Annotated in this window: 18 protein-coding genes; 10 read left to right on the forward strand and 8 right to left on the reverse strand. The window is 72.1% G+C overall.

Annotated features, from left to right (window positions below):
- The first annotated feature begins 69 nt into the window (after positions 1-69).
- Positions 70-1224, forward strand: a complete 1155-nt coding sequence (dusB, locus tag ABD213_RS09470) for a tRNA dihydrouridine synthase DusB (protein WP_344327347.1) — start codon at positions 70-72, stop codon at positions 1222-1224.
- Positions 1225-1232: 8 nt separating this feature from the next.
- On the opposite strand, the gene ABD213_RS09475 is transcribed toward dusB, so the two are convergent.
- Both ABD213_RS09475 and ABD213_RS09480 read right to left on the reverse strand, forming a co-directional pair.
- Positions 1233-2645 (reverse strand): PH domain-containing protein, encoded by a 1413-nt coding sequence (locus tag ABD213_RS09475; protein ID WP_344327348.1) that lies wholly within the window; start codon positions 2643-2645, stop codon positions 1233-1235.
- Entirely contained in the window at positions 2629-3129 is a 501-nt protein-coding gene (locus tag ABD213_RS09480; protein WP_344327350.1) for a PH domain-containing protein, read from the reverse strand. Before ABD213_RS09480 ends, ABD213_RS09475 begins: the two co-directional genes overlap by 17 nt.
- Before the next feature lie 127 nt (positions 3130-3256).
- On the opposite strand from ABD213_RS09480, the gene ABD213_RS09485 reads away from it, so the two are divergent.
- From ABD213_RS09485 to ABD213_RS09495, 3 genes are all read left to right on the forward strand, one after another.
- Positions 3257-3451, forward strand: coding sequence for a hypothetical protein (locus ABD213_RS09485; protein ID WP_344327351.1), 195 nt, complete (start codon positions 3257-3259; stop codon positions 3449-3451).
- Positions 3452-3587: 136 nt separating this feature from the next.
- On the forward strand, positions 3588-7154 hold the full coding sequence (gene smc / locus ABD213_RS09490; RefSeq protein WP_344327352.1) for a chromosome segregation protein SMC: 3567 nt from the start codon (positions 3588-3590) through the stop codon (positions 7152-7154).
- The gene (locus ABD213_RS09495) at positions 7151-7588 is read left to right on the forward strand and encodes an acyl-CoA thioesterase (protein ID WP_344327354.1); all 438 of its coding nucleotides are present in this window, start codon (positions 7151-7153) and stop codon (positions 7586-7588) included. The genes smc and ABD213_RS09495 overlap by 4 nt, the downstream gene beginning before the upstream one ends.
- A gap of 12 nt (positions 7589-7600) precedes the next feature.
- Here the strand turns inward: ABD213_RS09495 and ABD213_RS09500 are convergent, their stop codons facing one another.
- The 6 genes from ABD213_RS09500 to ABD213_RS09525 all read right to left on the reverse strand — a co-directional run bounded on the left by ABD213_RS09500 (position 7601) and on the right by ABD213_RS09525 (position 13744).
- Positions 7601-8551 (reverse strand): class II glutamine amidotransferase, encoded by a 951-nt coding sequence (locus ABD213_RS09500; RefSeq protein ID WP_344327356.1) that lies wholly within the window; start codon positions 8549-8551, stop codon positions 7601-7603.
- A gap of 206 nt (positions 8552-8757) precedes the next feature.
- On the reverse strand, positions 8758-9789 hold the full coding sequence (locus ABD213_RS09505; RefSeq protein ID WP_344327357.1) for an ABC transporter ATP-binding protein: 1032 nt from the start codon (positions 9787-9789) through the stop codon (positions 8758-8760).
- A complete protein-coding gene (locus ABD213_RS09510) occupies positions 9786-11315 on the reverse strand; it encodes an ABC transporter permease (protein ID WP_344327359.1) in 1530 nt (509 codons plus the stop codon). The genes ABD213_RS09505 and ABD213_RS09510 overlap by 4 nt, the downstream gene beginning before the upstream one ends.
- Positions 11316-11332: 17 nt before the next feature.
- Positions 11333-12307 (reverse strand): iron ABC transporter substrate-binding protein, encoded by a 975-nt coding sequence (locus ABD213_RS09515; RefSeq protein ID WP_344327360.1) that lies wholly within the window; start codon positions 12305-12307, stop codon positions 11333-11335.
- Positions 12308-12491: 184 nt separating this feature from the next.
- Positions 12492-13382, reverse strand: a complete 891-nt coding sequence (locus ABD213_RS09520; protein WP_344327361.1) for a M56 family metallopeptidase — start codon at positions 13380-13382, stop codon at positions 12492-12494.
- Positions 13379-13744: a BlaI/MecI/CopY family transcriptional regulator gene (locus tag ABD213_RS09525; protein WP_344327363.1), complete on the reverse strand. Its 366-nt coding sequence runs from the start codon at positions 13742-13744 to the stop codon at positions 13379-13381. The genes ABD213_RS09520 and ABD213_RS09525 overlap by 4 nt, the downstream gene beginning before the upstream one ends.
- 113 nt (positions 13745-13857) lie before the next feature.
- On the opposite strand from ABD213_RS09525, the gene ABD213_RS09530 reads away from it, so the two are divergent.
- The 6 genes from ABD213_RS09530 (at position 13858) to ffh (ending at position 22503) form a co-directional block, all read left to right on the forward strand.
- Positions 13858-15297, forward strand: a complete 1440-nt coding sequence (locus ABD213_RS09530) for a cytochrome ubiquinol oxidase subunit I (protein WP_344327364.1) — start codon at positions 13858-13860, stop codon at positions 15295-15297.
- A gap of 32 nt (positions 15298-15329) precedes the next feature.
- On the forward strand, positions 15330-16364 hold the full coding sequence (gene cydB, locus ABD213_RS09535; RefSeq protein WP_344327366.1) for a cytochrome d ubiquinol oxidase subunit II: 1035 nt from the start codon (positions 15330-15332) through the stop codon (positions 16362-16364).
- Entirely contained in the window at positions 16361-18001 is a 1641-nt protein-coding gene (cydD, locus tag ABD213_RS09540; RefSeq protein WP_344327368.1) for a thiol reductant ABC exporter subunit CydD, read from the forward strand. The genes cydB and cydD overlap by 4 nt, the downstream gene beginning before the upstream one ends.
- Positions 17998-19650, forward strand: coding sequence for a thiol reductant ABC exporter subunit CydC (gene cydC, locus ABD213_RS09545; RefSeq protein WP_344327369.1), 1653 nt, complete (start codon positions 17998-18000; stop codon positions 19648-19650). Before cydD ends, cydC begins: the two co-directional genes overlap by 4 nt.
- Before the next feature lie 19 nt (positions 19651-19669).
- The gene (gene ftsY, locus ABD213_RS09550; RefSeq protein ID WP_344327724.1) at positions 19670-20827 is read left to right on the forward strand and encodes a signal recognition particle-docking protein FtsY; all 1158 of its coding nucleotides are present in this window, start codon (positions 19670-19672) and stop codon (positions 20825-20827) included.
- An 80-nt stretch (positions 20828-20907) separates the two neighbouring features.
- Positions 20908-22503, forward strand: a complete 1596-nt coding sequence (gene ffh, locus ABD213_RS09555) for a signal recognition particle protein (protein ID WP_344327371.1) — start codon at positions 20908-20910, stop codon at positions 22501-22503.
- Positions 22504-22570: the final 67 nt, after the last annotated feature.

Genomic DNA, 22570 nt, shown 5'->3' on the forward strand with positions numbered 1-22570 from the left:
AGGTCGACCTGCGGCGTGCCCCGTCGACCACGGACCGGCCCTCGTGGTCCGGTGCGGCACCATGGGACGGTGACGACGACCGCCCTGCCCGCCCGGCGTGAGCCCCTGAGCCTGGGCCCCCTGCAGCTCGAGGTGCCCGTCGTGCTCGCACCCATGGCAGGCGTCACGAACGTCGCCTTCCGCCAGCTGTGCGCCGAGCAGGGGGCCGGCCTCTACGTCTGCGAGATGATCACGTCCCGCGGACTGGTCGAGGGTGACCGCACGAGCCTGTCGATGCTGACGTTCGCAGAAGGCGAACGCGTCCGGTCGGTGCAGCTGTACGGGATCGACCCCGACACGATCGGTCGGGCCGTCCGGATCCTGTGCGAGGAGCACGGCGTCGACCACGTGGACCTCAACTTCGGCTGCCCCGTCCCGAAGATCACCCGCCGCGGAGGCGGTGCGGCCCTGCCGTGGAAGTCCGGGTTGCTCGGCCGCATCCTGACCGCAGCCGTCGGCGGCGCCGAGGGGTTCGACGTGCCGGTGACCATGAAGACCCGCAAGGGGATCGACGAGGACCACCTCACCTTCCTCGACGCCGGGCGGATCGCCGAGGACACCGGTTGCGCCGCGATCGCCCTGCACGGGCGCACCGCCGCCCAGCACTACTCCGGGCGGGCCGACTGGGACAGCATCGGCGAGCTGAAGGCCTCCGTCGGCATCCCGGTGCTCGGCAACGGTGACGTCTGGGAGGCCGACGACGCCCTCGCGATGGTGGCCTCCACGGGGTGCGACGGAGTCGTGGTCGGTCGCGGCTGCCTCGGTCGTCCGTGGCTGTTCGCCGACCTCGCGACGGCGTTCGGCACCGCCGACACGTCGGCGCGACGGCTGCCGACGCTCGGGGAGGTCGCCGGGGTCATGCGCCGTCACGCCGAGCTGCTGTCGGACTGGCTGGGCGAGCCGCGCGGCTGCACCGAGTTCCGCAAGCACGTCGCGTGGTACCTCAAGGGCTTCCGCGCCGGGTCCCAGGTGCGCTCGCGGCTCGGCACGCTGTCGTCGCTGGTCGAGCTCGATGCCCTCCTGGGCGAGCTCGACCCCGACGAGCCGTTCCCCGAGCGTGAGCTGGGCCGGCCGAGGGGACGCCAGGGCAGTCCGCGTCGGGTGGCCCTTCCCGAGCGCTGGTTGGACTCGCGGGACGTCGACGCGGTGGACGCCGAGGCCGAGGACGACACCAGCGGCGGGTGACCGGGCTCTCAGGACGTCTCGACCGGCGCCGGGTGGGCCCGTGAGCGTGCCCGCCGGGCACGCTCGACCTGCTCGAGCGCGATCGCGCGAGCCGTCTCGGCGAGGAGGTGCCGCCCGTCGGCGTCCACCGGTCCGTCCGGGGTGTGCACCTCGAGGGTCGCGAGTCCGAGGCGGCGCTGCAGCGGGCCCTGGCGCACCTCCACCGACTGCGTCTTGTGGTGCGGGACGACGTTGCTGCGGCGCTGGAACCATCCCTCCACCCCGACGAACCCGACGGCGTCGGCCCCGACCCACCGCGACCGCCAGACGAAGGGCGCGAACGGCCAGGACCGTGGCGGTGGTCCGGTGCGCTCCATCTCCTCGGGCCTGACGTCGAGGACGTGCCTGACGATCTGCCCGATGCGTTCACGGTCGGCCACCGGAACGAGCGTCGACGTGCTCTCGCCGGACCCGTCGCCGGCGTCGTTGCCGTACCCGGCGACGTCGACCTTCAGACGGGCCCACCCGAGGCGGCGCCAGACCACGGGCTCCTCGACGGCCAGGCCCTGGATGCGCTCCCACGGCACCGTCTGCGTGGTGCGGGTGAACAGTCCGCGCTCGATCCGCAGGCCCCGCCGGTCCTCGGTGAGGGTGGAGTCCCACTGGGCCGCGACGCGGTGGGAGACGATGTTGAGCAGGACCGTGGCGAACGGGATGGCCGCGCCGAACGCGGCGAACGGCGCGTCCACCGCCACGAGCACCGCCAGGACGGCGACCCCGAGCACGAGGGACGCGGCCAGGTCGAGGGAGACGAGTGTCCCGAGCAGGAGACGGGCCGGCGTGACGTGGCTGATCACCCGTCGCTCGCGTGCGGGGACGGTGCTCCCGGCGGTGTCGCTGGCGGTCTCGCCGAGCTGGGACCCCGGCTCCGCCTCGACGCCCGGACCGTCGGCACGCTCGAGCAGGACCCGGCGCAGCGCCCGGGCGTCGGCGAGGCGGAGGTACTTCAGCGAGGTCCGGGAGTCGGACCCCCCGGCGGTCTCCAGACGCAGCTCGCACAGCCCGACGAGACGCGCGAGGAGCGGCTCGGCGATGTCGACGGACTGCAGGCGCTCGTACGGCACCCGGCGCGAGGACCTGAACAGCAGTCCGGAGTCGACGCGCACCTCCTCGCCGTCGATCACGTAGGTCGTGACGTACCAGGAGACGAAGCCGACCGCCGTGCCGACGACGAAGCCACCCACCGCGAGGAGCACGGGAACGAGCAGCAGGAGCCACCACGGCAGGTCCGGCAGTCGACCGTTCTGCAGCGAGGAGAGGACGAGGGTGGCCGCCGCCGGCAGCGAGAAGAGCAGACCGGTCGTGACCGCCGTGAGCGGGTGCGTGCGCAGGCCGACCGCGTCGGCGAGCGGGGCAGCGTCGGGCTCAGAGTCCGGCGCCATGGCTCTCCCCGAGCTCGGTGAGGCGGTTCCGCAGGCGACGTGCCTCCTCCGTGGGCACCCCGGGGACGTCCGCGGCCGTCTCGGTGCTCGCGGTGTGGAGGGTGACGGTGGCGTAGCCGAGCCGGCGCGCGAGCGGACCGGCCGAAACGTCGACGAACTGCATGCGGCCGTACGGCACTGCGACCAGCCGCTTGAACAGGACCCCCGACGTGACCAGGAGGTCGTCCTCGGCCTCCGCGTAGCCCCAGCTGCGCTGGTTGCGTCCCGCCCACGTCCAGGCGACCGCGGCGACGACCAGGAGGACGACGACGCCCGCGGTGGCCGCGACTCGCACGGCCGTCGAGGAGGTGGTGGCGCCGACGACCGCGGCCGCGACGGCGGGCAGCGCCAGCATGGGCATCGCGACGAGGCGACGGCCGGTGGCGAGGGACGCGGAGACGGGGACCCAGTCCTCGCCGACCGGACGGAAGATGTCGGTGCTCACCCCGCGAGCCTATGCCGCCGCCCCGACCGTTGCAGGGACGGTCAGGTTTGACCCTGCGGGGCCCGCAGTGCGACACTCGTAGACGCAGCCACCGCTGCCGTTCCCGTCATTTTCCGCGGAGGAATCCATGGCCAAGGCGCTCGTCGGTTTCGTCGGAGGTCCCATCCCCGACCAGGCTCGTGAGATCGCTCAGCTGCGTCGTCGCGTCGCCGACCTGCAGGACGAGGTCCTGCGCCTCAAGAACGAGAACGACGGTCTGCTCAAGGCGCTCGGTGAGCGCGTCGACGCCGTCGACGAGCTGCTCGAGCCGCTCGCTCGCTGACGCGACGCGCGCTCGGTCGGCGCCGGTCCGGCCCTCGGGGAACCCGGCTGTTCTAGGGTGGGACGACGGTCCGACCATCGGGCGGTTCCAGCGACCACGTCCTGCTGGTCCGGTCCCGCCGACGCAGGAGGTTGCGGTGTATCTCAAGAGCCTGACCCTGCGCGGCTTCAAGTCGTTCGCGTCCACGACGACCCTGCAGCTCGAGCCGGGCATCACGTGCGTCGTCGGCCCGAACGGGTCGGGGAAGTCGAACGTCGTCGACGCGCTCTCGTGGGTCATGGGCCAGCAGGGCGCCAAGTCGCTGCGCGGCGGCACGATGGAGGACGTCATCTTCGCCGGGACGTCGGGTCGACCGCCGCTCGGTCGGGCCGAGGTCGCCCTGACGATCGACAACACCGACGGTGCCCTGCCGATCGAGTACAGCGAGGTCACGATCTCGCGGACCATGTTCCGCAACGGTGGTTCGGAGTACGCGATCAACGGCACGCCGTGCCGGCTCCTCGACGTCCAGGAGCTCCTGAGCGACTCCGGCATCGGTCGGGAGATGCACGTCATCGTGGGGCAGGGCCAGCTCGACTCCATCCTGCGTGCCACGCCAGAGGAGCGTCGCGGATTCGTCGAGGAGGCCGCGGGGGTGCTCAAGCACCGCAAGCGCAAGGAGAAGGCGCTGCGCAAGCTCGAGTCCACCCAGGCCAACCTGACGCGGCTGCAAGACGTGCTCACCGAGCTGCGTCGCCAGCTCAAGCCGTTGGGTCGCCAGGCAGAGGTCGCGCGCCGCGCGGTCACGATCCAGGCCGACGCCCGTGACGCCAGGGCCAGGCTGCTGGCCGACGACGTCGTGACGGCACGCTCCACCATCGCCGAGGAGCTGGCGGACGAGGCGGCTCTGAAGGATCGTCGCGCGAGCCTGGAGCGGGCGATCGCGGACTCGCGTCGTCAGGAGATGGAGCTCGAGGACGCCCTGCGTGCCGACTCCCCGGCGCTCTCGGCCGCCCAGGAGGTCTGGTACGGACTGTCGGGACTGCGCGAACGGCTTCGTGGGACAGCAGGTCTCGCGACGGAGCGGGTCCGACTCGCCGCCGTCGAGACCGACGAGCGGCACCTGGGGCGCGACCCCGAGGACCTGGAGGCAGAGGCCGCCCGCGTCCGCGAGCAGCACGACGCGCTGGGCTCGGCCGTCGAGGCGGCGGCTCGGTCCCTGGAGGAGGCGATCGCGGCGCGCACCGAGGCCGAGGAGGCGTACGGGACCGAGGAGCGTCGGGTGGCAGGACTCCTGCGTGCTGCCGCCGACCAGCGCGAGGGCCTCGCCCGGTTGCGAGGCCAGGTGGGAGCGCTGCGCAGCCGGGCCGAGGCTGCCGACGCCGAGGTCGCGCGTCTCACCGCTGCCCGCGACGAGGCGGTCCGTCGTGCCGATGAGGCCCAGCACGCCTTCACGGTCGAGGAGCACCAGATCGCCGGTCTCGACGCCGGTGAGTCCGGCCTCGACGCCGAGCACGAGAGCGCCGAGGCCGCCCTCTCGGTCGCCGAGGCCGCCGTCGCCGAGACCATCACCGCCGAGCAGGAGGCCGAGCGCAGGCACGCCGCGCTGCAGGCCCGGCGCGAGGCGCTCGAGGTCGGGCTCGCGCGCAAGGACGGTGCTGGCGCGCTGCTCGCCGCGTCCGACGAGCTCAACGGCCTGCTCGGGTCCGTGGCGGCGCTGCTGAGCGTCCGCGCCGGGTTCGAGACGGCCGTCGCCTCCGCCCTCGGCTCGGCTGCCGACGCCGTGGCCGTGGACCACCTCGACACCGCCGTCGACGCCATGGAGAAGCTCAAGGCAGAGGACCTCGGGCGCGCCGGCCTGCTCCTTGGCGGCGAGCACGAGGTCGACGACGCCGGCTGGCCCGGTCTGCCCGACGGCGCCACCTACGCCGTCGACGTCGTGGAGGCGCCACCTGCGCTGCAGAGCACCCTTCGTCGGCTGCTGTTCAAGACGGCCGTCGTCGACGACCTCCCGGCAGCGCGCGACCTCGTGTCCCAGGCGCAGGACGTCACCGCGGTGACGAAGGACGGCGACATCCTCGGTCGACACTTCGCCTCCGGTGGTTCGACGTCGGAACAGAGCCTCATCGAGGTGCAGTCGGCGATCGACCAGACGACGGCCGACCTCGAGCGGGCCGAGCACGCGCTGCACGAGGCACGTTTCGCCAAGCAGCGCGCTGCGGCCGACCGGGACGAGGCGCGCCGACGCGCGGAGGCGGTGCTGGAACGCCTGCACGAGTCCGACGCCGAGATGGCCGCCGTGGCCGAGAAGCTGGCCAACCTCGGGTCGACGGCTCGGTCGGCGCGTGCCGAGGCCGAGCGGCTCTCGGCGGCGATCGAGGAGGTCCGCGCCGCTCACGAGCGTGACCTCGGAGGACTCGCCGAGCTGGAGGACCGGCTCCAGCAGGCTGAGGACGCCCCGGAGACCGAGCCCGACACCGCCGAGATGGAGCGGCTCGCGGAGGCGGCGTCGGCCGCTCGGCGCGCCGAGACCGACGCACGGCTGGCCCTGCGCACCAACGAGGAGAGGGCACGCGCCCTCGAGGGCCAGGTGGCCTCCCTCGTCCAGGCCGCGGCCGACGAGCGCGAGGCGCGCATCCGTGCCCGTGAACGCCGGGAGCGTCAGCTGCGCGACGCCGAGACCGCACGGGCCGTGCTGGCGGTGAGCGACGTCCTGCTCGACCGGCTGGAGACCTCCCTGGCCTCGGCGGCGGCCGAGCGGACCCGCATCGAGCAGTCCCGCTCCGAGCGCGAGGAGCGGCTGCGCGAGGTTCGCGCCGGGCTGCGCGAGCTCTCCACGGAGCTGGAGGGCGTGACCAGCTCGGTGCACCGCGACGAGATGGCGCGTGCCGAGCAGCGCCTGCGCCTGGAGTCGCTCGAGGCGCGTGCCCTGGAGGAGCTCGGCATCGAGGTCGAGGCACTCGTCGAGGAGTACGGTCCCGACCAGCTCGTCCCGCCGCCTGCCGCGCAGGAGACCGAGGACGGTGGCGAGGACGCCGGTGGTGCCGAGCCCCAGCCGTACGACCGTGCCGTGCAGACCAAGCGACTGCGCGCCGCCGAACGGGGCCTGGCGATGCTGGGCAAGGTCAACCCCTTGGCGCTGGAGGAGTTCAGTGCGCTCGAGGAGCGCCACCAGTTCCTCTCCGAGCAGCTGGAGGACCTGCGCAGCACCCGTCAGAGCCTGCTGGACATCGTCGAGGAGGTGGACGCGCGCGTCGAGCAGGTCTTCACCGAGGCGTGGCACGACGTCGAGGCGGAGTTCGCCGGCATCTTCTCGCGGCTGTTCCCCGGCGGCGAGGGTCGGCTGATCCTGACGGACCCGCAGAACATGCTCACCACCGGCATCGACGTGGAGGCGCGTCCACCGGGCAAGAAGGTCAAGCGGCTCTCGCTGCTCTCCGGCGGCGAGCGTTCCCTCGTCGCGGTCGCCTTCCTCGTCGCGCTGTTCAAGGCCCGGCCCAGCCCGTTCTACATCCTCGACGAGGTGGAGGCCGCGCTCGACGACACCAACCTCGGCCGGCTCCTGGAGATCTACGAGGAGCTGCGTGCCAGCTCCCAGCTCATCGTCATCACCCACCAGAAGCGCACGATGGAGGTCGGCGACGCCCTCTACGGCGTCTCCATGCGTGGCGACGGGGTGTCCGCGGTGATCAGCCAGCGTCTGCGCGAGGAGGAACCGGTGTGAGCGTCTCGATGACGTCCGAGCCCGCCCTGGCCGACTACCCGGCCCGGTACACGATCTCGACGCGGTGGGAGGACGAGGACGTCTACGGCCACGTGAACAACGTCGTCTACTACTCCTACGTCGACACCGCGGTCAACGGTTGGCTCATGCAGGCCACGGGCACCGACGTCCGACGGCTCGAGGCGTACGGCATCGTCGCGGAGACCAGCTGCCGCTTCCTGCGCGAGCTGCGCTTCCCCGGGGACGTCGAGGTGGGCCTGCGGGTCGAGCGGCTCGGCACCTCGAGCGTCGTCTACGGTCTGGGCCTGTTCCAGGGCGACCCGGTGGCCCCGGCCGCCGTCGCGCGGTTCGTGCACGTCTACGTCTCCGGCGAGGAACGTGCCGTCACCCCGGTCCCCGCCCTGCTCCGCGGGGTCCTCGAACCCCTGACGTGATCCGCGCGGCGCTCAGACGTCGAGCGTGCGGACCGTCCTGGTGATCGTCGAGCCGTCGTTCTCGAGGAAGACGATGTGGCCGTAATCCAGGCGTAGCCAGTCCTCGGTGCTGTCGGTCAGGGGCTCCGACGCGAGGATCACCGCGGTCGCGTCCTCCTCGGTGCAGTCGCGGAACCCGTACGTGGTGTCGTCGTTCTCGATGTCGCGGCCCATCAGGTAGTAGAGCGGCTCGAGCAGCATCGACAGCGCGTAGTCGTCGGTGCCCGGACCGGACTCGCGCAGGGCCAACCAGTCGCCCTCGGGCCACGTCTCGCCGCTGTGGCCCAGGCCGGCGTTCACGCCGATGATCCGGTCGGGGGAGACCAGGGCCACCTTGAACTTGGCCAGCGCCACGAGGTCCAGGTCGGTCATCGCCCGCTGCACGAGCCGGATCATCTCCTCGACCGCACGCTGGACGCTCGCGTCGTCGTCTCCCTCGAGCAGCGAGAGCAGCAGCACGTAGAGGAACTCGGTGTCGGTGTCGCCGGCCATCTGCGACAGGTACTCGTCCTTGCAGTGGGCGAGCAGCTCGCGTTGCAGCAACCGCCAGCTGGGGAGGTCACCGTTCTGCGCGATGATCCAGGAGGAGCCCTCGTAGGAGAACGGGTGGCAGTTCTCGTCGCTGAGCACGACGCTGGCCTCGTAGGCGCTCGCCCGGACGTGGGCGAGCACCGTGCTCGCCTGCAGGCTCGGGATGATGCCCGGGGCGTTGTCGTCGTAGAACGCCGCCATGGGCCGGCGGTACAGCAACGGTCTCTCCGGTGCGAGCAGGTGCTCGCTCCAGGCACCGAAGCCCCACCCGGCGAGCTGGAGGTCCGGATGACCCTCGGGGTCGAGAGCCTGGTTGAGCAGGCTGTTCTCCGGCCTCAGCAGGAGGTTCTCCAGGGGGACGTCCGGACCGATGTAGGCGAGCACTCGACACATGCGTCTTCCTCACTGCAGGGTGGGGCCCGGTCGTGCGGCCGCAGGACCCGGTCAGCCTAGGGCCGTTCGGGGCCGCTGTCGTGATGGACCCGTCGTGACCGCCGGGGTGACCTGGCGCGTGCTGCCCGAGCGGACAGAAGGGGATCCCCGCCACGCTCGCCGCGATCAAGCAGGTCGTCGAGCTCGGCTGACGACGAGGCGGGCGCTCAGTCGTCGCCCCCCTCGGGGAGCAGCCACCCCGGGCCGACCACGACGAGTCGCACCTCGCGGCCCGGACCGGGCGCGGCGCCGGGCGTGCGGACCGCCACGGTGCTCCCGTCGACCAGACGCACGTGCGCGAGCGAGTCGTGCCCGTGGAAGACGGTCCGCTCGATCGTGCCGGGCACACCGTCGGGGCCCAGACGCAGCTGCTCGGGACGCACCAGGACGCTCCGGCCGTCGGTCGGGCCGGTGACGTCGATGGTCCCGAGGACGGTCTCGGCTCGGGTCCCGGCACCGACCACCCGCGCGTCCACGACGACCGAGTCGCCGAGGAACCGGGCGGTCCAGGCGTCGGTCGGTCGGGCGTACAGGGTCGCCGGGTCGGCCTGCTGGCGCACGCGCCCGTCGCGCATGATCGCCACCTCGTCGGCGAGGGAGAGTGCCTCCTGCTGGTCGTGGGTGATCAGCAGTGCGGTGGCGCCCTCGCGGCGCAGCATGTCGCGGACGTCCTGACGCAGCTGGTCGCGCAGCTGGGCGTCGAGGCTGGAGAAGGGTTCGTCGAGCAGGACGAGGTCGGGCTCCGGCGCGAGGGCGCGGGCCAGGGCGACGCGTTGCTGCTGGCCACCGGAGAGCTCGTGCGGCTGGCGCCGCCGGTGCTCGGCGAGGCCGACGAGCTCGAGCATGCGTTGGACCCGGTCGGCGACGTCGTGGCGGTCGCGACCCTTCAGGCCGAAGGCGACGTTGGCGGCGACGTCGAGGTGGGGGAACAGGGAACCTTCCTGCGGCACGATCGTGACGCGCCGACGATGCGCCGGCACGCGCGTCGCGGCCGACTCGACGACGCGGTCCCCGACCCGGATGCGGCCGCCCGTGACGGGATGGAACCCGGCGACGGTCCGCAGGAGCGTGGTCTTGCCGCACCCGGACGGACCGAGCAGTGCGACCAACCGGTGCTCGGCCACGAGCAGGTCCACGCCCCGCAGCACCGGCGCGTCACCGTACCCGGCGTGGACGCCGGTGATCTCGAGCGCCGTCACCGTGGTCCGTCCCAGGTCACCGGGCGAGAGAGCCAGAAGGCGGGCACGGCTGCGACGAGGAGCAGGGCGAGGGCGTACCAGGACGCGGCTCCGTAGGCGGCGGAGGAGGTTCGGCTCCAGATCTCCGTGGCGAGGGTGTCGGTGCCGGTGGGGCGCAGCAGGAGCGTCGCGGGCAGCTCCTTCATGGCCGTCAGCATGACGAGCAGCCCGCCGGCGGCGATCCCGGGGGTGGCCAGCGGCCACGTGACGGCGCGGTGCGCGGCGACGGGAGGCCGGCCCAACGAGCGGGCCACCTCGGTCAACGCCGGCGGGACCTGACCCACCGAGGTCCGGGTCGCGCCGATCGCCTTCGGCAGGAAGAGGACGGCATAGGCGAACATCAGCACGATCATGCCCTGGTAGAGCGACGGCACGACGCGCAGGGAGAGGTAGACGAGCGAGAGCGCGACGACGATGCCGGGCAGCGCATGACCGCTGAAGCCCCCTGCCTCGACGGCATCGACCACGACGCCGCGATGACGGGCCGCGAGCACACCGATCGGCACGGCCAGCACGAGGGCCAGGGCCGCACCGCCGGCTGCGACCGTCATGGTCGAGACCGTCGCGTCCAGGAGGTCGGCCGGGTCGAGCGCCCGGGCCGTTCCCTGGGCGAGGCGCCGGAAGAGCGCCACCACCGGAACCCCGATCGCCACGACCGGGGCGAGCAGGAGCACGGCGACGCAGCTCAGGGTCGGCACCGGAGCGACCGCGACGGGCGAGAGCGGACGTCCCGTGCCGGACCCGATGCGTCGTCGCTCCCCCCGACCGCGCACCCATCGCTCGAGGCCCACCACGGCGAGGGCGAGTGCGACGAGCACGAGGGCGAGGACCACGGCGTTGTCCCGGCCCACGAACGAGCCGTACTGCCGCTGGATGGCGAACGTGAAGACGGGGAAGCGCAGCAGCGCCACCGCGCCGAAGTCCGAGAGGACGTACAGAGCCACGAGCAACGTGCCGGCGCCCGCAGCAGGCGTGACCTGGGGCAGGACGCCGGTCCGCCAGGACGCCCACCGCCCTCGGCCCAGGGACCTGGCCACCAGCGCGAGGTCCGCGTCGGCGCGGCGCAGGGCGGCACCGACGGGCAGCGCGACGTACGGGACGCAGACGGCGGACAGGACGAACCAGGCCGGCACGAAGCCGCTCCAGCCGGGGACCGTCGACAACCATCCGAACGCGGCGACGTACGACGGCACGGCGAGCGGGAGGGCGGTCAGCACCCACCACCAGCGGTGCCCGGGAAGACGCACGGTCGCGAGGATCCAGGCCGAGGCGACGCCGAGCACGAGGGTCGTCGCGCAGACGGCCAGAGCCAGGCCGAGGCTGGAGACGAGCAGCTCGGCCGTGCGGGGGCGCACGAGCACGTCGGCGAACGTGTCGAGGCCGATCTCACCGGCTCTGACGAGCAGGTAGACCAGGGGCACGGACGCGACGAGGGCCCCCGCCGCCGCTGCGATGAGCAGGGGCAGCGGGGGCCGCGTCGACGTCACTGGGCGGTGCAGTCGACTCAGCTCAGCCCGGACTCGTCGATCATCGTGACCGTCGTCTCGAGGTCGGCAAGGTCGGAGAGGTCGATCTCCGGACCCTGGAGCTCCTCGAGGGCGGGCAGTCCCTCGGGGGCGGCAATGCCCGGGACGAGGGGGTACTCGTAGGTGTTCTCGACGAAGTAGGTCTGTCCCGCCTCGGAGACGAGGTACTCGACGAACGCCCGCGCGTCGGGGTGGTCGGACAGGACGGCCGCGCCGGTGACGTTGACCAGGGCGCCGGGATCGCCGGCCTCGGGGAACTTCAGCTGTGCGCGCATGTTCTCCGCCCCGACCTCGGCAGCGGTCTGGAACCAGTAGTAGTGGTTGATGAGGCCGAGGTCGAGCTGGCCGGAGTTCACGGCCTCGAGCACCTCGCCGTTCTTCTCGTAGGACTGGACGTCGTTGTCGGCCATGCCCTCGAGCCAGGCCTGGGCGGCTGCGTCGCCCTCGGCGACCCGGTAGCCCGTCACGAACGACTGGAACGAAGCGTTCCCGGGCGGGAACCCGACACGGCCCTCCCACTCGTCGGCGGTGAGGTCGGTGACGGAGTCGGGCACCTCGTCGGCGGAGAGCTCCTCGCCGTCGTAGGCGATGACGCGGGCGCGTCCGGTGACGCCGACCCAGGTGCCGTCGGTGGAGGTCAGCTCGGGGGAGACGGCCCCGGTGATCTCGTCGGGCAGCGCGTCGACCAGGCCGGCGTCGGACAGCGCCCCGAGGGCACCGGCGTCCTGGGACAAGAAGACGTCGGCGGGGCTGTTCTCGCCCTCGTCGAGCAGGGTCGCGGCCAGCTCGGGGGTGCCGGCGTAACGAGCCTCGACCTCGATGCCGGTCTCCTCGGTGAACTGCTCGAGCAGCGGCGCGACCAGCTCCTCGTCACGGCCGACGTAGACGGTCAGGGGATCGTCCGAGGCGTCGGCCTCGTCGGAGGAGCCGCCGCAGGCGGAGAGCACGAGCACAAGGCCGAGTGTGGGGGCGATGGCAGGCAGAGCGAGACGCAGGGTGCGAGACGGGTGCATGGTTCCTTGGGGGTAGGGACGGCGAGCCGTGTCGAACCTCGAAGCGGCTCGTCGGTCGCCGTCGATCGGCGTGTTCAGGGCACCCTAACTTAGGCGTGCCTGTCCTTCGACAGCGGTCTCGTCCTCACCGGGTCAGCAGGACCTCGAGCGCATGGGCCATCCAGGGGACGGCGAGTGCCACGGTCGGCACGACGAGCACCGCGCAGGAGATGGCGATTGCGAGGGTCGTGGCCCACCACGACGAACGGTCCGCGTCCCGCAGCCGCTCGAGCCGCACGAGGGCGTCACCACCGGCGCCGAGGGCGCCGGCGGGTGTCCGACTCCCGGCGAGGGCGACGATGGCGCGAGCGAGCGGTGCGTCGCCGACCCGTCGGCGAGCGGCGTCGTCGGCCATCAGCTCGACCAGGAGCTGGCTCTGGCGCAGGGGCGCGTCGGTGCGCAGGACGCGGGGGTAGGCGCGGCGCAGGACGCTGAACGCCTCGAGCACGAGGTCGTGCCGCGTGCGCACGTGGGCGCGCTCGTGCTCGAGCACCGCGGCGACGGACTCCTCGTCGAGATTCTCGAGGGCACCGCTCGACAGGACGACCCGGGAGTCGCGCAGGCGCGGGATGCAGTAGGCGACCGGCGTCTGCTCGGCCAGGATCCGGACCGCCGGCGCGAGCCCGTGCGGCTCGCCGAGGAGGTCCACCAGCTCGCGGTGGCGTCCCCGACGTCGTTGAGTGTCGCGCCAGACGTGCCAGGCTGCCCACCAGAAGCGGGCCCACACCATCAGGCCGACGCCCAGGACCACGACGTGCGCGACGATGCGCCAGGGAGCTGGGTCCTCGTCGGTGACCAGCCACAGGGCGGTGGCGAGGCCGGCTCCGGAGGTCGCGAGGATCGCGGCGAGCGCCAGGGACTGCCACATGACGATCGCGGCGGCGGGGGACCGGTGGGGCCACCGGGCGCGGGCGAGCAGCGCAGGGACCGGCAGCGCCAGGGCGAGGCCGATCAGTCCGAGCGCGACGGGAGTCACGTGCCTGCGCCGCGCTCGATCTCCTCCAGTGCGGCGCGCAGGGCGGCGGCCTCGGCGGCGTCCACGCTCCTGGCGAAGTGCACCAGCGCGGACGTCCGGTCGCCACCGGCCTCGTCGAGAGCGGCGTGCAGCACCTCGGCGGTGGCCTCGTCGCGGCTGCGGGCCGGCAGGTAGCGGAACGCTCGTCCGGCTCGCTCGCGCTGGACCATGTCCTTGGCGCCGAGCCGGTCGAGCACGGTCATGACCGTCGTGTAGGCGAGCTCGTCGGGAAGGGCGTCCAGCACCTCGCGGACCGACAGGGGGCCCGCGGCGTCCCACAGGACGTTCATGACGGCGCGTTCGAGGTCTCCGAGACGGGGCATGACCCCAATCTACTACGTGAGGTAGGACTCGGTGCGTGGCGACCTCCTCGTGTACTACTGTCGGTAGTAGTTACTACGACCAGTAGTAGTTCTGCCCCGACGCGGAGGACACCATGGACGCACTCGAGCTCGCCCGGTGGCAGTTCGGCATCACGACCGTCTATCACTTCTTCTTCGTGCCCATCACGATCGGCCTGATCTTCCTCGTCGCGATGTTCCAGACCGCGTGGCACCGCACGGGCAAGGAGAAGTACCTCCGGCTGACGAAGTTCTACGGCAAGCTCTTCCTGATCAACTTCGCGATGGGCATCGCCACCGGGATCGTCCAGGAGTTCCAGTTCGGCATGAACTGGAGTGACTACTCGCGCTTCGTCGGCGACGTGTTCGGTGCCCCGCTCGCGATCGAGGGACTGCTGGCGTTCTTCCTGGAGTCGACCTTCTTGGGGCTGTGGATCTTCGGCTGGGACCGGCTCAAGCCGGCCCTGCACCTGACCTGCATCTGGCTCGCGGCGATCGGGACCGTCCTGAGCGCCTACTTCATCCTCGCCGCGAACTCCTTCATGCAGAACCCCGTCGGCTATGCGATGAACGAGGAGCTCGGTCGAGCCGAGCTCACCGACTTCTGGGCCGTGCTGACGAACCCCGTCGTCCTCATCACCTTCCCGCACACGATCTTCGCGTGCTTCATGGTCGGTGGTGCCTTCGTCGCGGGCATCTCGATGTGGCAGATGATGCGGCCGTCGAACAACGACGGCAGCGAGACCGGCACGAGCGAGCGGGAGACGTTCCGCACCGCCCTGCGCCTCGGTGGTGTCGTCCTGCTGGTCTCGGGGCTCGGGACGATGATCACCGGAGACATCCAGGGCAAGGTCATGACCGAGGTCCAGCCGATGAAGATGGCGGCGGCCGAGGCGCTGTACGAGGACGAGGCGCCCGCGTCGTTCTCGGTCCTGACGATCGGGACCCTCGACGGACGCGAGCCTGTCCTCGAGATCACCGTGCCGAGACTGCTCTCCTACCTCGGCACCGGCACGTGGGACGGGCAGGTGCGCGGCATCAACTCCCTGCAGGCCGAGTACGAGCAGCTCTACGGGCCCGGCGACTACAGCCCGAACATCCCGGTCACGTACTGGACCTTCCGCATGATGATCACCGCCGGTGCGCTGGCGATGCTGGGCGGAGCCTGGATGCTGTGGGCCACCCGGCGCGGCCGGTCACCCGAGCGTGGCACCCGTTCGGGCCGCTGGCTGCTGCGGACGGCGATCGTCCTGCCGTTCCTGCCGCTCGCCGCCAACTCCTTCGGGTGGTTGTTCACCGAGCTGGGCCGACAGCCCTGGGTGGTCTTCGGGCTCATGCCGACCGCCGCCGGTGTCTCCCCGAGCGTGGGCCCCGGGACCGTCCTGACCTCGCTCGTCGGGTTCACCGCCCTCTACGGGGTCCTCGCGGTCATCGAGGTCAAGCTCCTGCTCACCTACATCCGCAAGGGCCTTCCCGACGTCGATCCGCAGGAGACGGTCGACGACCCGGACAAGCCGCTCGCCTACGCCTACTGACCCCCGACCCACCCGGAACGAGGAACACCGCCATGGAGCTCACGACCGTCTGGTTCCTGCTCATCGCCGTCTTGTGGATGGGCTACCTCGTGCTCGAGGGGTTCGACTTCGGGGTCGGCATGCTCACCGCCGTGCTGGCCCGCGACGAGAAGGAGCGGCGGGTGCTGCTCAACACGATCGGGCCGGTGTGGGACGGCAACGAGGTGTGGCTCCTCGTGGCCGGCGGGGCCACGTTCGCGGCCTTCCCGGAGTGGTACGCGACGCTGTTCAGCGGGTTCTACCTGCCGCTGCTGCTGATCCTGGTGGCCCTGATCCTGCGCATCGTCGGCCTGGAGTACCGCAGCAAGCGCCCCGAACAGGCGTGGAAGCGTCGGTGCGACGTGGCGATCGTCTTCGGCTCCGTGGTGCCCGCGGTCCTGTGGGGCGTGGCGCTGGCGAACATCGTGGCCGGGGTCCCGATCGACGCCGACAAGGAGTTCGTCGGCAGCGTCCTCGACCTGCTGAACCCGTACGCCCTGCTCGGCGGTCTCGTGACCCTGACGGTCTTCCTCACCCACGGAGCGATCTTCGTCGCGCTCAAGACGGTCGGTGACATCCGCGAGCGCTCGCGTGGCTTCGCGCTGCGCGTCGGCTCGGTCGCGGCGGTGCTGGCGGTGGTCTTCGTCGTCTGGACCGCCGGTCGCGACGACAGCGTGCTGGTGTGGGCAGCCGGTGGCGTCGCCGCGGCAACCTTCCTCATGGCCCTCCTCGCCACCGGCTCGCGCCGCGAGGGCTGGGCCTTCACCGGGACGGCCCTCAGCATCGCGGCCGTCACCGTGATGCTGTTCGGTTCCCTGTTCCCCGACGTGATGCCGTCCTCGCTCGATCCTGCCTGGAGCCTGACGACGGAGAACGCCTCCTCCACGCCGTACACCCTGACGATCATGACGTGGGTCGCGGCCGTCTTCACGCCCGTCGTCGTCGGCTACCAGGCCTGGTCGTACTGGGTCTTCCGCCGCCGCATCGGCACCCACCACATCCCCGACGACGTGCTCATCGAGTCCGGCACGACGGGAGCGTCACGATGAAGCCCGTCGACCCCCGGTTGGTGCGACGCTCCCGCGCGGTGCGGTGCCACCTGGTGGCGGTGGTCGGACTCGGAGTCGTCACCGCCGGTCTGCTCGTCGTGCAGGCCGGGTTGGTCGCGAGCGTCGTGGCGGCGCTGTTCACGTCCGACCCGGCCCTGCTCGCCGCCGTCGCCCTCGCTCTCGTGCTCGTCCTGCGGGGGCTGGTGTCCTGGACGTCGGGCGTGCTGGCGACTCGCGCCTCCACGACGGTGCGCACCGAGCTGAGGCACGAGCTCGTCGACCATCTGCTGGACCCTCGCCGCACGGGGCAGGTGCCTCAGTCGGCACGGTTCAGCACCCTGCTCGACGGTGGTCTCGACAGGCTCGACGGCTACGTCGCGCGGTTCTTGCCGCAGGCGGCACTCACCGCCGTCGTGCCGGTCGTCGTGGTGGTGGCCCTCGCCGTCGTCGACCTGCTCTCGGCCCTCATCGTGGTCCTGACGGTGCCGCTGGTCGTGGTCTTCCTGGTGCTCGTCGGCCTGGTGACGCGTGACCGGCTGGACCGGCGCTGGGGCGAGCTCGGACGGCTCGGGCGGCACTTCTCCGACGTCCTCGACGGCATCGTCCTGTTCAAGGTCTTCGGCCGTGACCAGGAGCGTGGTCTGCGGGAGAACGGACGACGGCACCACCGCGCGACGATGGAGTCGCTGCGCACGGCGTTCCTCTCCTCCCTCGTGCTCGAGCTGTTCTCGACGCTGTCGGTCGCGATCGTCGCGGTGAGCACCGGCCTGCGACTGGTCGGCGGGTCCATGGACCTGCAGACGGGCCTGTTCGTCATCGTCCTGGCCCCGGAGGCCTACCTCCCGCTACGTCGGCTCGGCGCGGCCTTCCACGACAGTGTCGACGGTGCCACGGTCGCGCACGAGGCCATGGACCTGCTGGAGTCCGGGCGGTCGAGCGGATGGGCGGCGCCCCCGGTCCGGCCCCGGATCGTGCTGGACGGACTCGAGGTCCGCCACGAGGGGCGCGAGGCGCCGTCGCTGCGGGTCGACCACGAGGTGATCGAGCCGGGGGAGTTCATCGCCGTCACCGGTGCGTCGGGAGCGGGCAAGTCGACGCTGCTGGCCGTGCTGCTCGGCTTCGTCCACCCCACCGCCGGTCGGGTGATCGTGGGTGGGCACGAGCTCGACCAGCTCGACGTCGAGCAGTGGCGCCGACGCATCGCCTGGGTGCCCCAGGTGCCCGGCCTGCTCGCCGGGACGGTCGCCGACAACGTCCGCCTCGGTGATCCCGACGCCGACGACGAGCAGGTCCGGCGTGCGCTCCGCGACGTCGGGGCGGCTGACGTCTCGCCGGACCGGTCGATCGACGAGGCCGGTCGCAGCCTCTCGGCAGGAGAACGACGACGTCTCGGGATCGCCCGAGCCCTGCTGCGGGTGCGGACCGGGACGACCGACCTGCTGCTGCTCGACGAGCCCACAGCAGGACTCGACGACGCCCGCGAGAGCGCGGTGCTCGGCGTCCTGTGCGACCTCGACGTCACCGTGCTCGTCGTCTCGCACCGGCCGGAGGCGGTCCATGTCGCCGAGCGGGAGATCAGGCTCGACGTCTCGTCGGGGACCGTCGTGTCCTCGGTGGCCGAGGGGACGACGCGATGAGTCGCGAGTCGCGGCGACGCCTCGGCGCCGGCGCGAGGACCGTGCTCGCCACGGGCCTCGCCGCCGGGGCGCAGGTCAGCTCGGTGGCCCTGCTGCTGACCTCCGGCTGGCTGGTCGTCCGGGCCGCGGAGCAGCCGCCGGTGCTCTACCTGCTCGTGGCCGTCACCTCGGTGCGCATGTTCGGCGTCTCACGCGCCGTCCTGCGCTACGCCGAACGGCTCGTCAGTCACGACGTCGCCCTCGAGCGGGCCGTCGAGGCCCGGGTCGGGGCCTACCGTGCCCTGGACCGGGCCGCCCCGGCCGGTCTGGCTGGACTGCGCCACGGAGAGGTCGTCCAACGCGTCGTCCAGGACGTCGAGCGGACTCAGGACCGCCTCCTGCGCGTCCGGTTGCCGTGGACGAGCGCGGCGGCCACGACGACTCTCCTCGTCGCGGTGACCGCCTGGCTGCTCCCGGCGGCCGGCCTGGTGCTCGCGCTGCAGGCCCTGCTCGTGGCCGTCATCGTGCGCTGGGTGCTGCCGCGGACGCGCGGGCGCTCGAGCGCAGGGCTCGAGCTCACGCAGGAGGACCGGCTGGCCGGTCGCGTCACCGAGCTCACCCGCACCGCACCCGACCTGCTCGCCTACGGCTCCTCCCGCGAGCGGGCCGAGCAGGCACATGCCGTCGTGGACGCGATGGCTCGCCTCGACCGTGGTGACACCGGGTGGCAGGGTCGTGGGACCGCCCTCGTCCTCGCCTCGACAGCGCTCTCGCTCCTCGCGGTCGTCGTCCTGGTGCCAGGAGCCTCCGTCCCGGCGTCGGTGGTCGGCGTGCTCGTGCTCGCGCCGCTCGGCCTGGCCGAGGTCCTGGAGTCCCTCGTGGAGGCCGAACGACACCGTCCGGCCGTCGAGGCCGCGCAACGCCGGCTCGACGCCCTGGAGACGATCGGCGTCCCGGTGGCGACCGCGGGTCGGCGCACGGCCTCGACCGAGGCGCTGCGCATGCAGGACCTCGTCGTCGGGTGGGCCGGACGGCCCGCACCCGGAGCAGCCTGCGGACTCACCGCGACGCTCCCGCGCGGGCAGGTGCTTCTCGTCACCGGCCCGAGTGGCAGCGGCAAGAGCACGCTTGCTGCGACGCTGCTCGGCTTCCTGCCGCCCGTCTCCGGCCGCGTGGGCGGGGTGGACCCCTGCCGCATCGGCCTCCTGGCTCAGGACGAGACCGTCCTGGACACCACGGTCCGCGAGAACCTCAGGGTCGCGGACCCCGGTGCCGACGACGAGGCGATGCTGGCCGTGCTCGACCGAGCCGGCCTCGGCACCTTCGTCCGATCGCTCCCGCAGGGCCTGGACACGGCCGTGGGGGAGTCGGGCTCGCGTCTCTCCGGTGGGGAACGGCAACGCCTCGCGCTCGCCCGGCTGTTGCTCGCCGACCACGACGTCCTCGTGCTCGACGAGCCCACCGAGCACCTCGACGCGCCCACCGCCGCGGCCCTGCTCGACGACCTGGCCCGACTCGTCCCGGCGCACTCCCTGGTCGTCGTGACGCACAGCCCGGCGGTCGTCGACCGATTCGCCGGCGCTCACCGCCTGCACCTCGAGGTGCCGCGCCCGGCCGGCGTCGACCACGCCGACGCCGCCCTCGCGAGCAGCCCGCCGTCGGCCACCTAGGGTGGGATCCGTGACCTCACTGACCACGGAAGCCCTTGTCGCCCTCATCGCCCTGGCCGTCGTCGTCATCGGCGGTGGCGGCGCGTTGCTGGTCCGTCGGGGCCGGGGGGAGCTGCCACCGCCCTCGGAGCTCGACGCGATCACCGAGGAGCACATCGAGCACCCCGAGGACCCGGAACCGCACCTCCCGTCGGAGGACGAGGAGCCACCGTTCGAGGAGACCCCGGCCGTGGGCACCGCCACGCTGGAACGACCCGAGGCGCCCCGCGGTCGACTCGCACGCCTGCGCGGACGGCTCGCGCGCTCCAACTCCTCGCTCGGGCGCGGCCTGCTGGCCGTCCTCGGGCGCACCGACCTCGACGACGCCGCTTGGGAGGAGCTGGAGGACACGCTGCTCGCCGCCGACGTCGGTGTCGGTCCGACGACCGAGCTGGTCGAGAACCTGCGCACGCGCGTGCGGGTGGAGGGCATCGACGACCCCGAGCGCGCCAAGGCGGCCCTGCGCGAGGAGCTGATCGACCTCGTCGGCCCGCAGATGGACCGCTCCCTCAGGAGCATCGGGGACGACGGGTTGCCCGGGGTCGTGCTCGTCGTCGGCGTGAACGGCACCGGCAAGACCACGACCGTCGGTCGCCTGGCGCGCGTGCTGGTCGCGCAGGACCGGACGGTGCTGCTCGGCGCCGCCGACACCTTCCGCGCCGCGGCGGCCGACCAGCTGCAGACCTGGGGAGAGCGGGTCGGCGTCCCCACCGTCCGTGGCGCCGAGGGGGCCGACCCGGCCAGCGTCGGCTACACCGCCGTCCAGCGGGGCATCCAGGACGGCGTCGACACCGTGCTGGTCGACACCGCCGGACGCCTGCACACGAAGGCCGGGCTCATGGACGAGCTGGGCAAGGTCAAGCGGGTCGCCGAGAAGCAGGCACCGATCACCGAGGTGCTCCTGGTCATCGACGCCACCACCGGTCAGAACGGACTGCGCCAGGCGCAGGTCTTCAGCGAGGTGGTCGACGTCACCGGGGTGGTGCTCACCAAGCTCGACGGCACGGCCAAGGGGGGCATCGTCGTGGCGGTCCAGCGCGAGCTGGGCGTGCCGGTCAAGTTCGTCGGCCTCGGCGAGGGTGCTGACGACCTCGCGCCGTTCGAGGCGGAGGAGTTCGTCGACGCCCTGCTGGACTGAGCTCGCTCGATCCCCTCCGTTAGGGTGGTCCTCGCCCATCGAGTCACCCGTCCGACGACCGTCCCGGAGAAGCACCGCGCATGTTCGACAGCCTGCAAGACCGCCTCCAGTCGGCGTTCAAGAACCTGCGTGGCAAGGGTCGGCTCAGCGAGGCCGACATCGACGCGACGGCTCGCGAGATCCGTCTCGCGCTGCTGGACGCCGACGTCGCCGTGCCCGTCGTGCGTGCCTTCGTGGGTCGCATCAAGGAGCGCGCGTCCGGCGAGGAGGTCTCCGCGGCCCTCAACCCGGCGCAGCAGGTCATCAAGATCGTCAACGAGGAGCTCATCGGCATCCTCGGGGGCGAGACTCGCCGCATCCGGTTCGCCAAGACCCCGCCGACGGTCATCATGCTGGCCGGCTTGCAGGGAGCCGGCAAGACCACGCTCGCCGGGAAGCTCGCCCGCTGGCTGAAGGAGCAGGGCAACAGCCCGCTGCTCGTCGCGGCCGACCTCCAGCGACCCAACGCCGTCAACCAGCTCCAGGTCGTCGGCGAGCGCGCCGGCGTGACGGTGTTCGCGCCGGAGCCCGGGAGTACCGGCGCGGGCGACGGCGGCACGGAGGGGACCCGGTCCTCCGGCGACCCGGTCCAGGTGGCTCGCGACGGCGTCGCCGAGGCCAGGCGGTCGCTGCACGACGTCGTCATCGTCGACACCGCCGGCCGTCTCGGCGTCGACGCCGAGCTCATGCAGCAGGCCTCCGACATCCGCGACGCCGTGCAGCCCGACGAGGTGCTCTTCGTCATCGACGCGATGATCGGCCAGGACGCCGTGCAGGTGGCACAGGCCTTCGCCGAGGGCGTCGACTTCACCGGCGTCGTGCTGTCGAAGCTCGACGGCGACGCGCGAGGCGGTGCCGCGCTCAGCATCCGCGAGGTCACCGGCCGTCCCATCATGTTCGCCTCCACCGGCGAGCAGCTCACCGACTTCGAGGTCTTCCACCCCGACCGGATGGCCTCGCGCATCCTCGACATGGGCGACATGCTCACCCTGATCGAGCAGGCCGAGAAGGTCTACGACGCCGAGCAGGCCGAGAAGGACGCCGCCCGGCTCATGGGCGGTCAGTTCACCCTTGCCGACTTCCTCCAGCAGATGGAGGCCATGGCCAAGATGGGCTCGATGACCAAGCTCATGGGGATGCTCCCGGGCATGGGTCAGTTCAAGGAGCAGCTGGCGAACTTCGACGAGCGCGAGGTCGACAAGCTCAAGGCGATCATCCGCTCGATGACCCCGGCCGAGCGCGACAACCCCAAGATCATCGACGGCTCGCGCCGCAAGCGCATCAGTGCCGGCTCGGGCACCACGGTCCAGGACGTCAACCAGCTGGTCACGCGATTCTTCGAGGCCAGCAAGATGATGCAGCAGATGGCCAAGGGTGGTGGCATGCCCGGGATGCCGGGCGCGATGCCTGGCATGCCCGGCGGGCCCGGCAAGCGTGCCGGCGCGCGGCAGAAGCCGCAGAACAAGAAGAAGAAGGGGCGTCGCGGCCCCGGCAACCCGGCCAAGCGCGCCCAGCTGGAGCGCGAGGCCGCCGAGAAGGCGCAGGGCAAGCAGGCCGGTGCCGGCGCGTTCGGCTTCGACCAGGCCGGTGGGGCCGACGACTTCGAGCTGCCCAAGGAGCTGCGCGACCTCCTGTGATTCCACAGGCCCCCGCGTGGATGATCGCCTCTGGTGGTCGGCGCGACTAGGGTAGGTCCGTCGAGAG

Source organism: Aeromicrobium halocynthiae, from assembly GCF_039531385.1.
Classification (GTDB): domain Bacteria; phylum Actinomycetota; class Actinomycetes; order Propionibacteriales; family Nocardioidaceae; genus Aeromicrobium; species Aeromicrobium halocynthiae.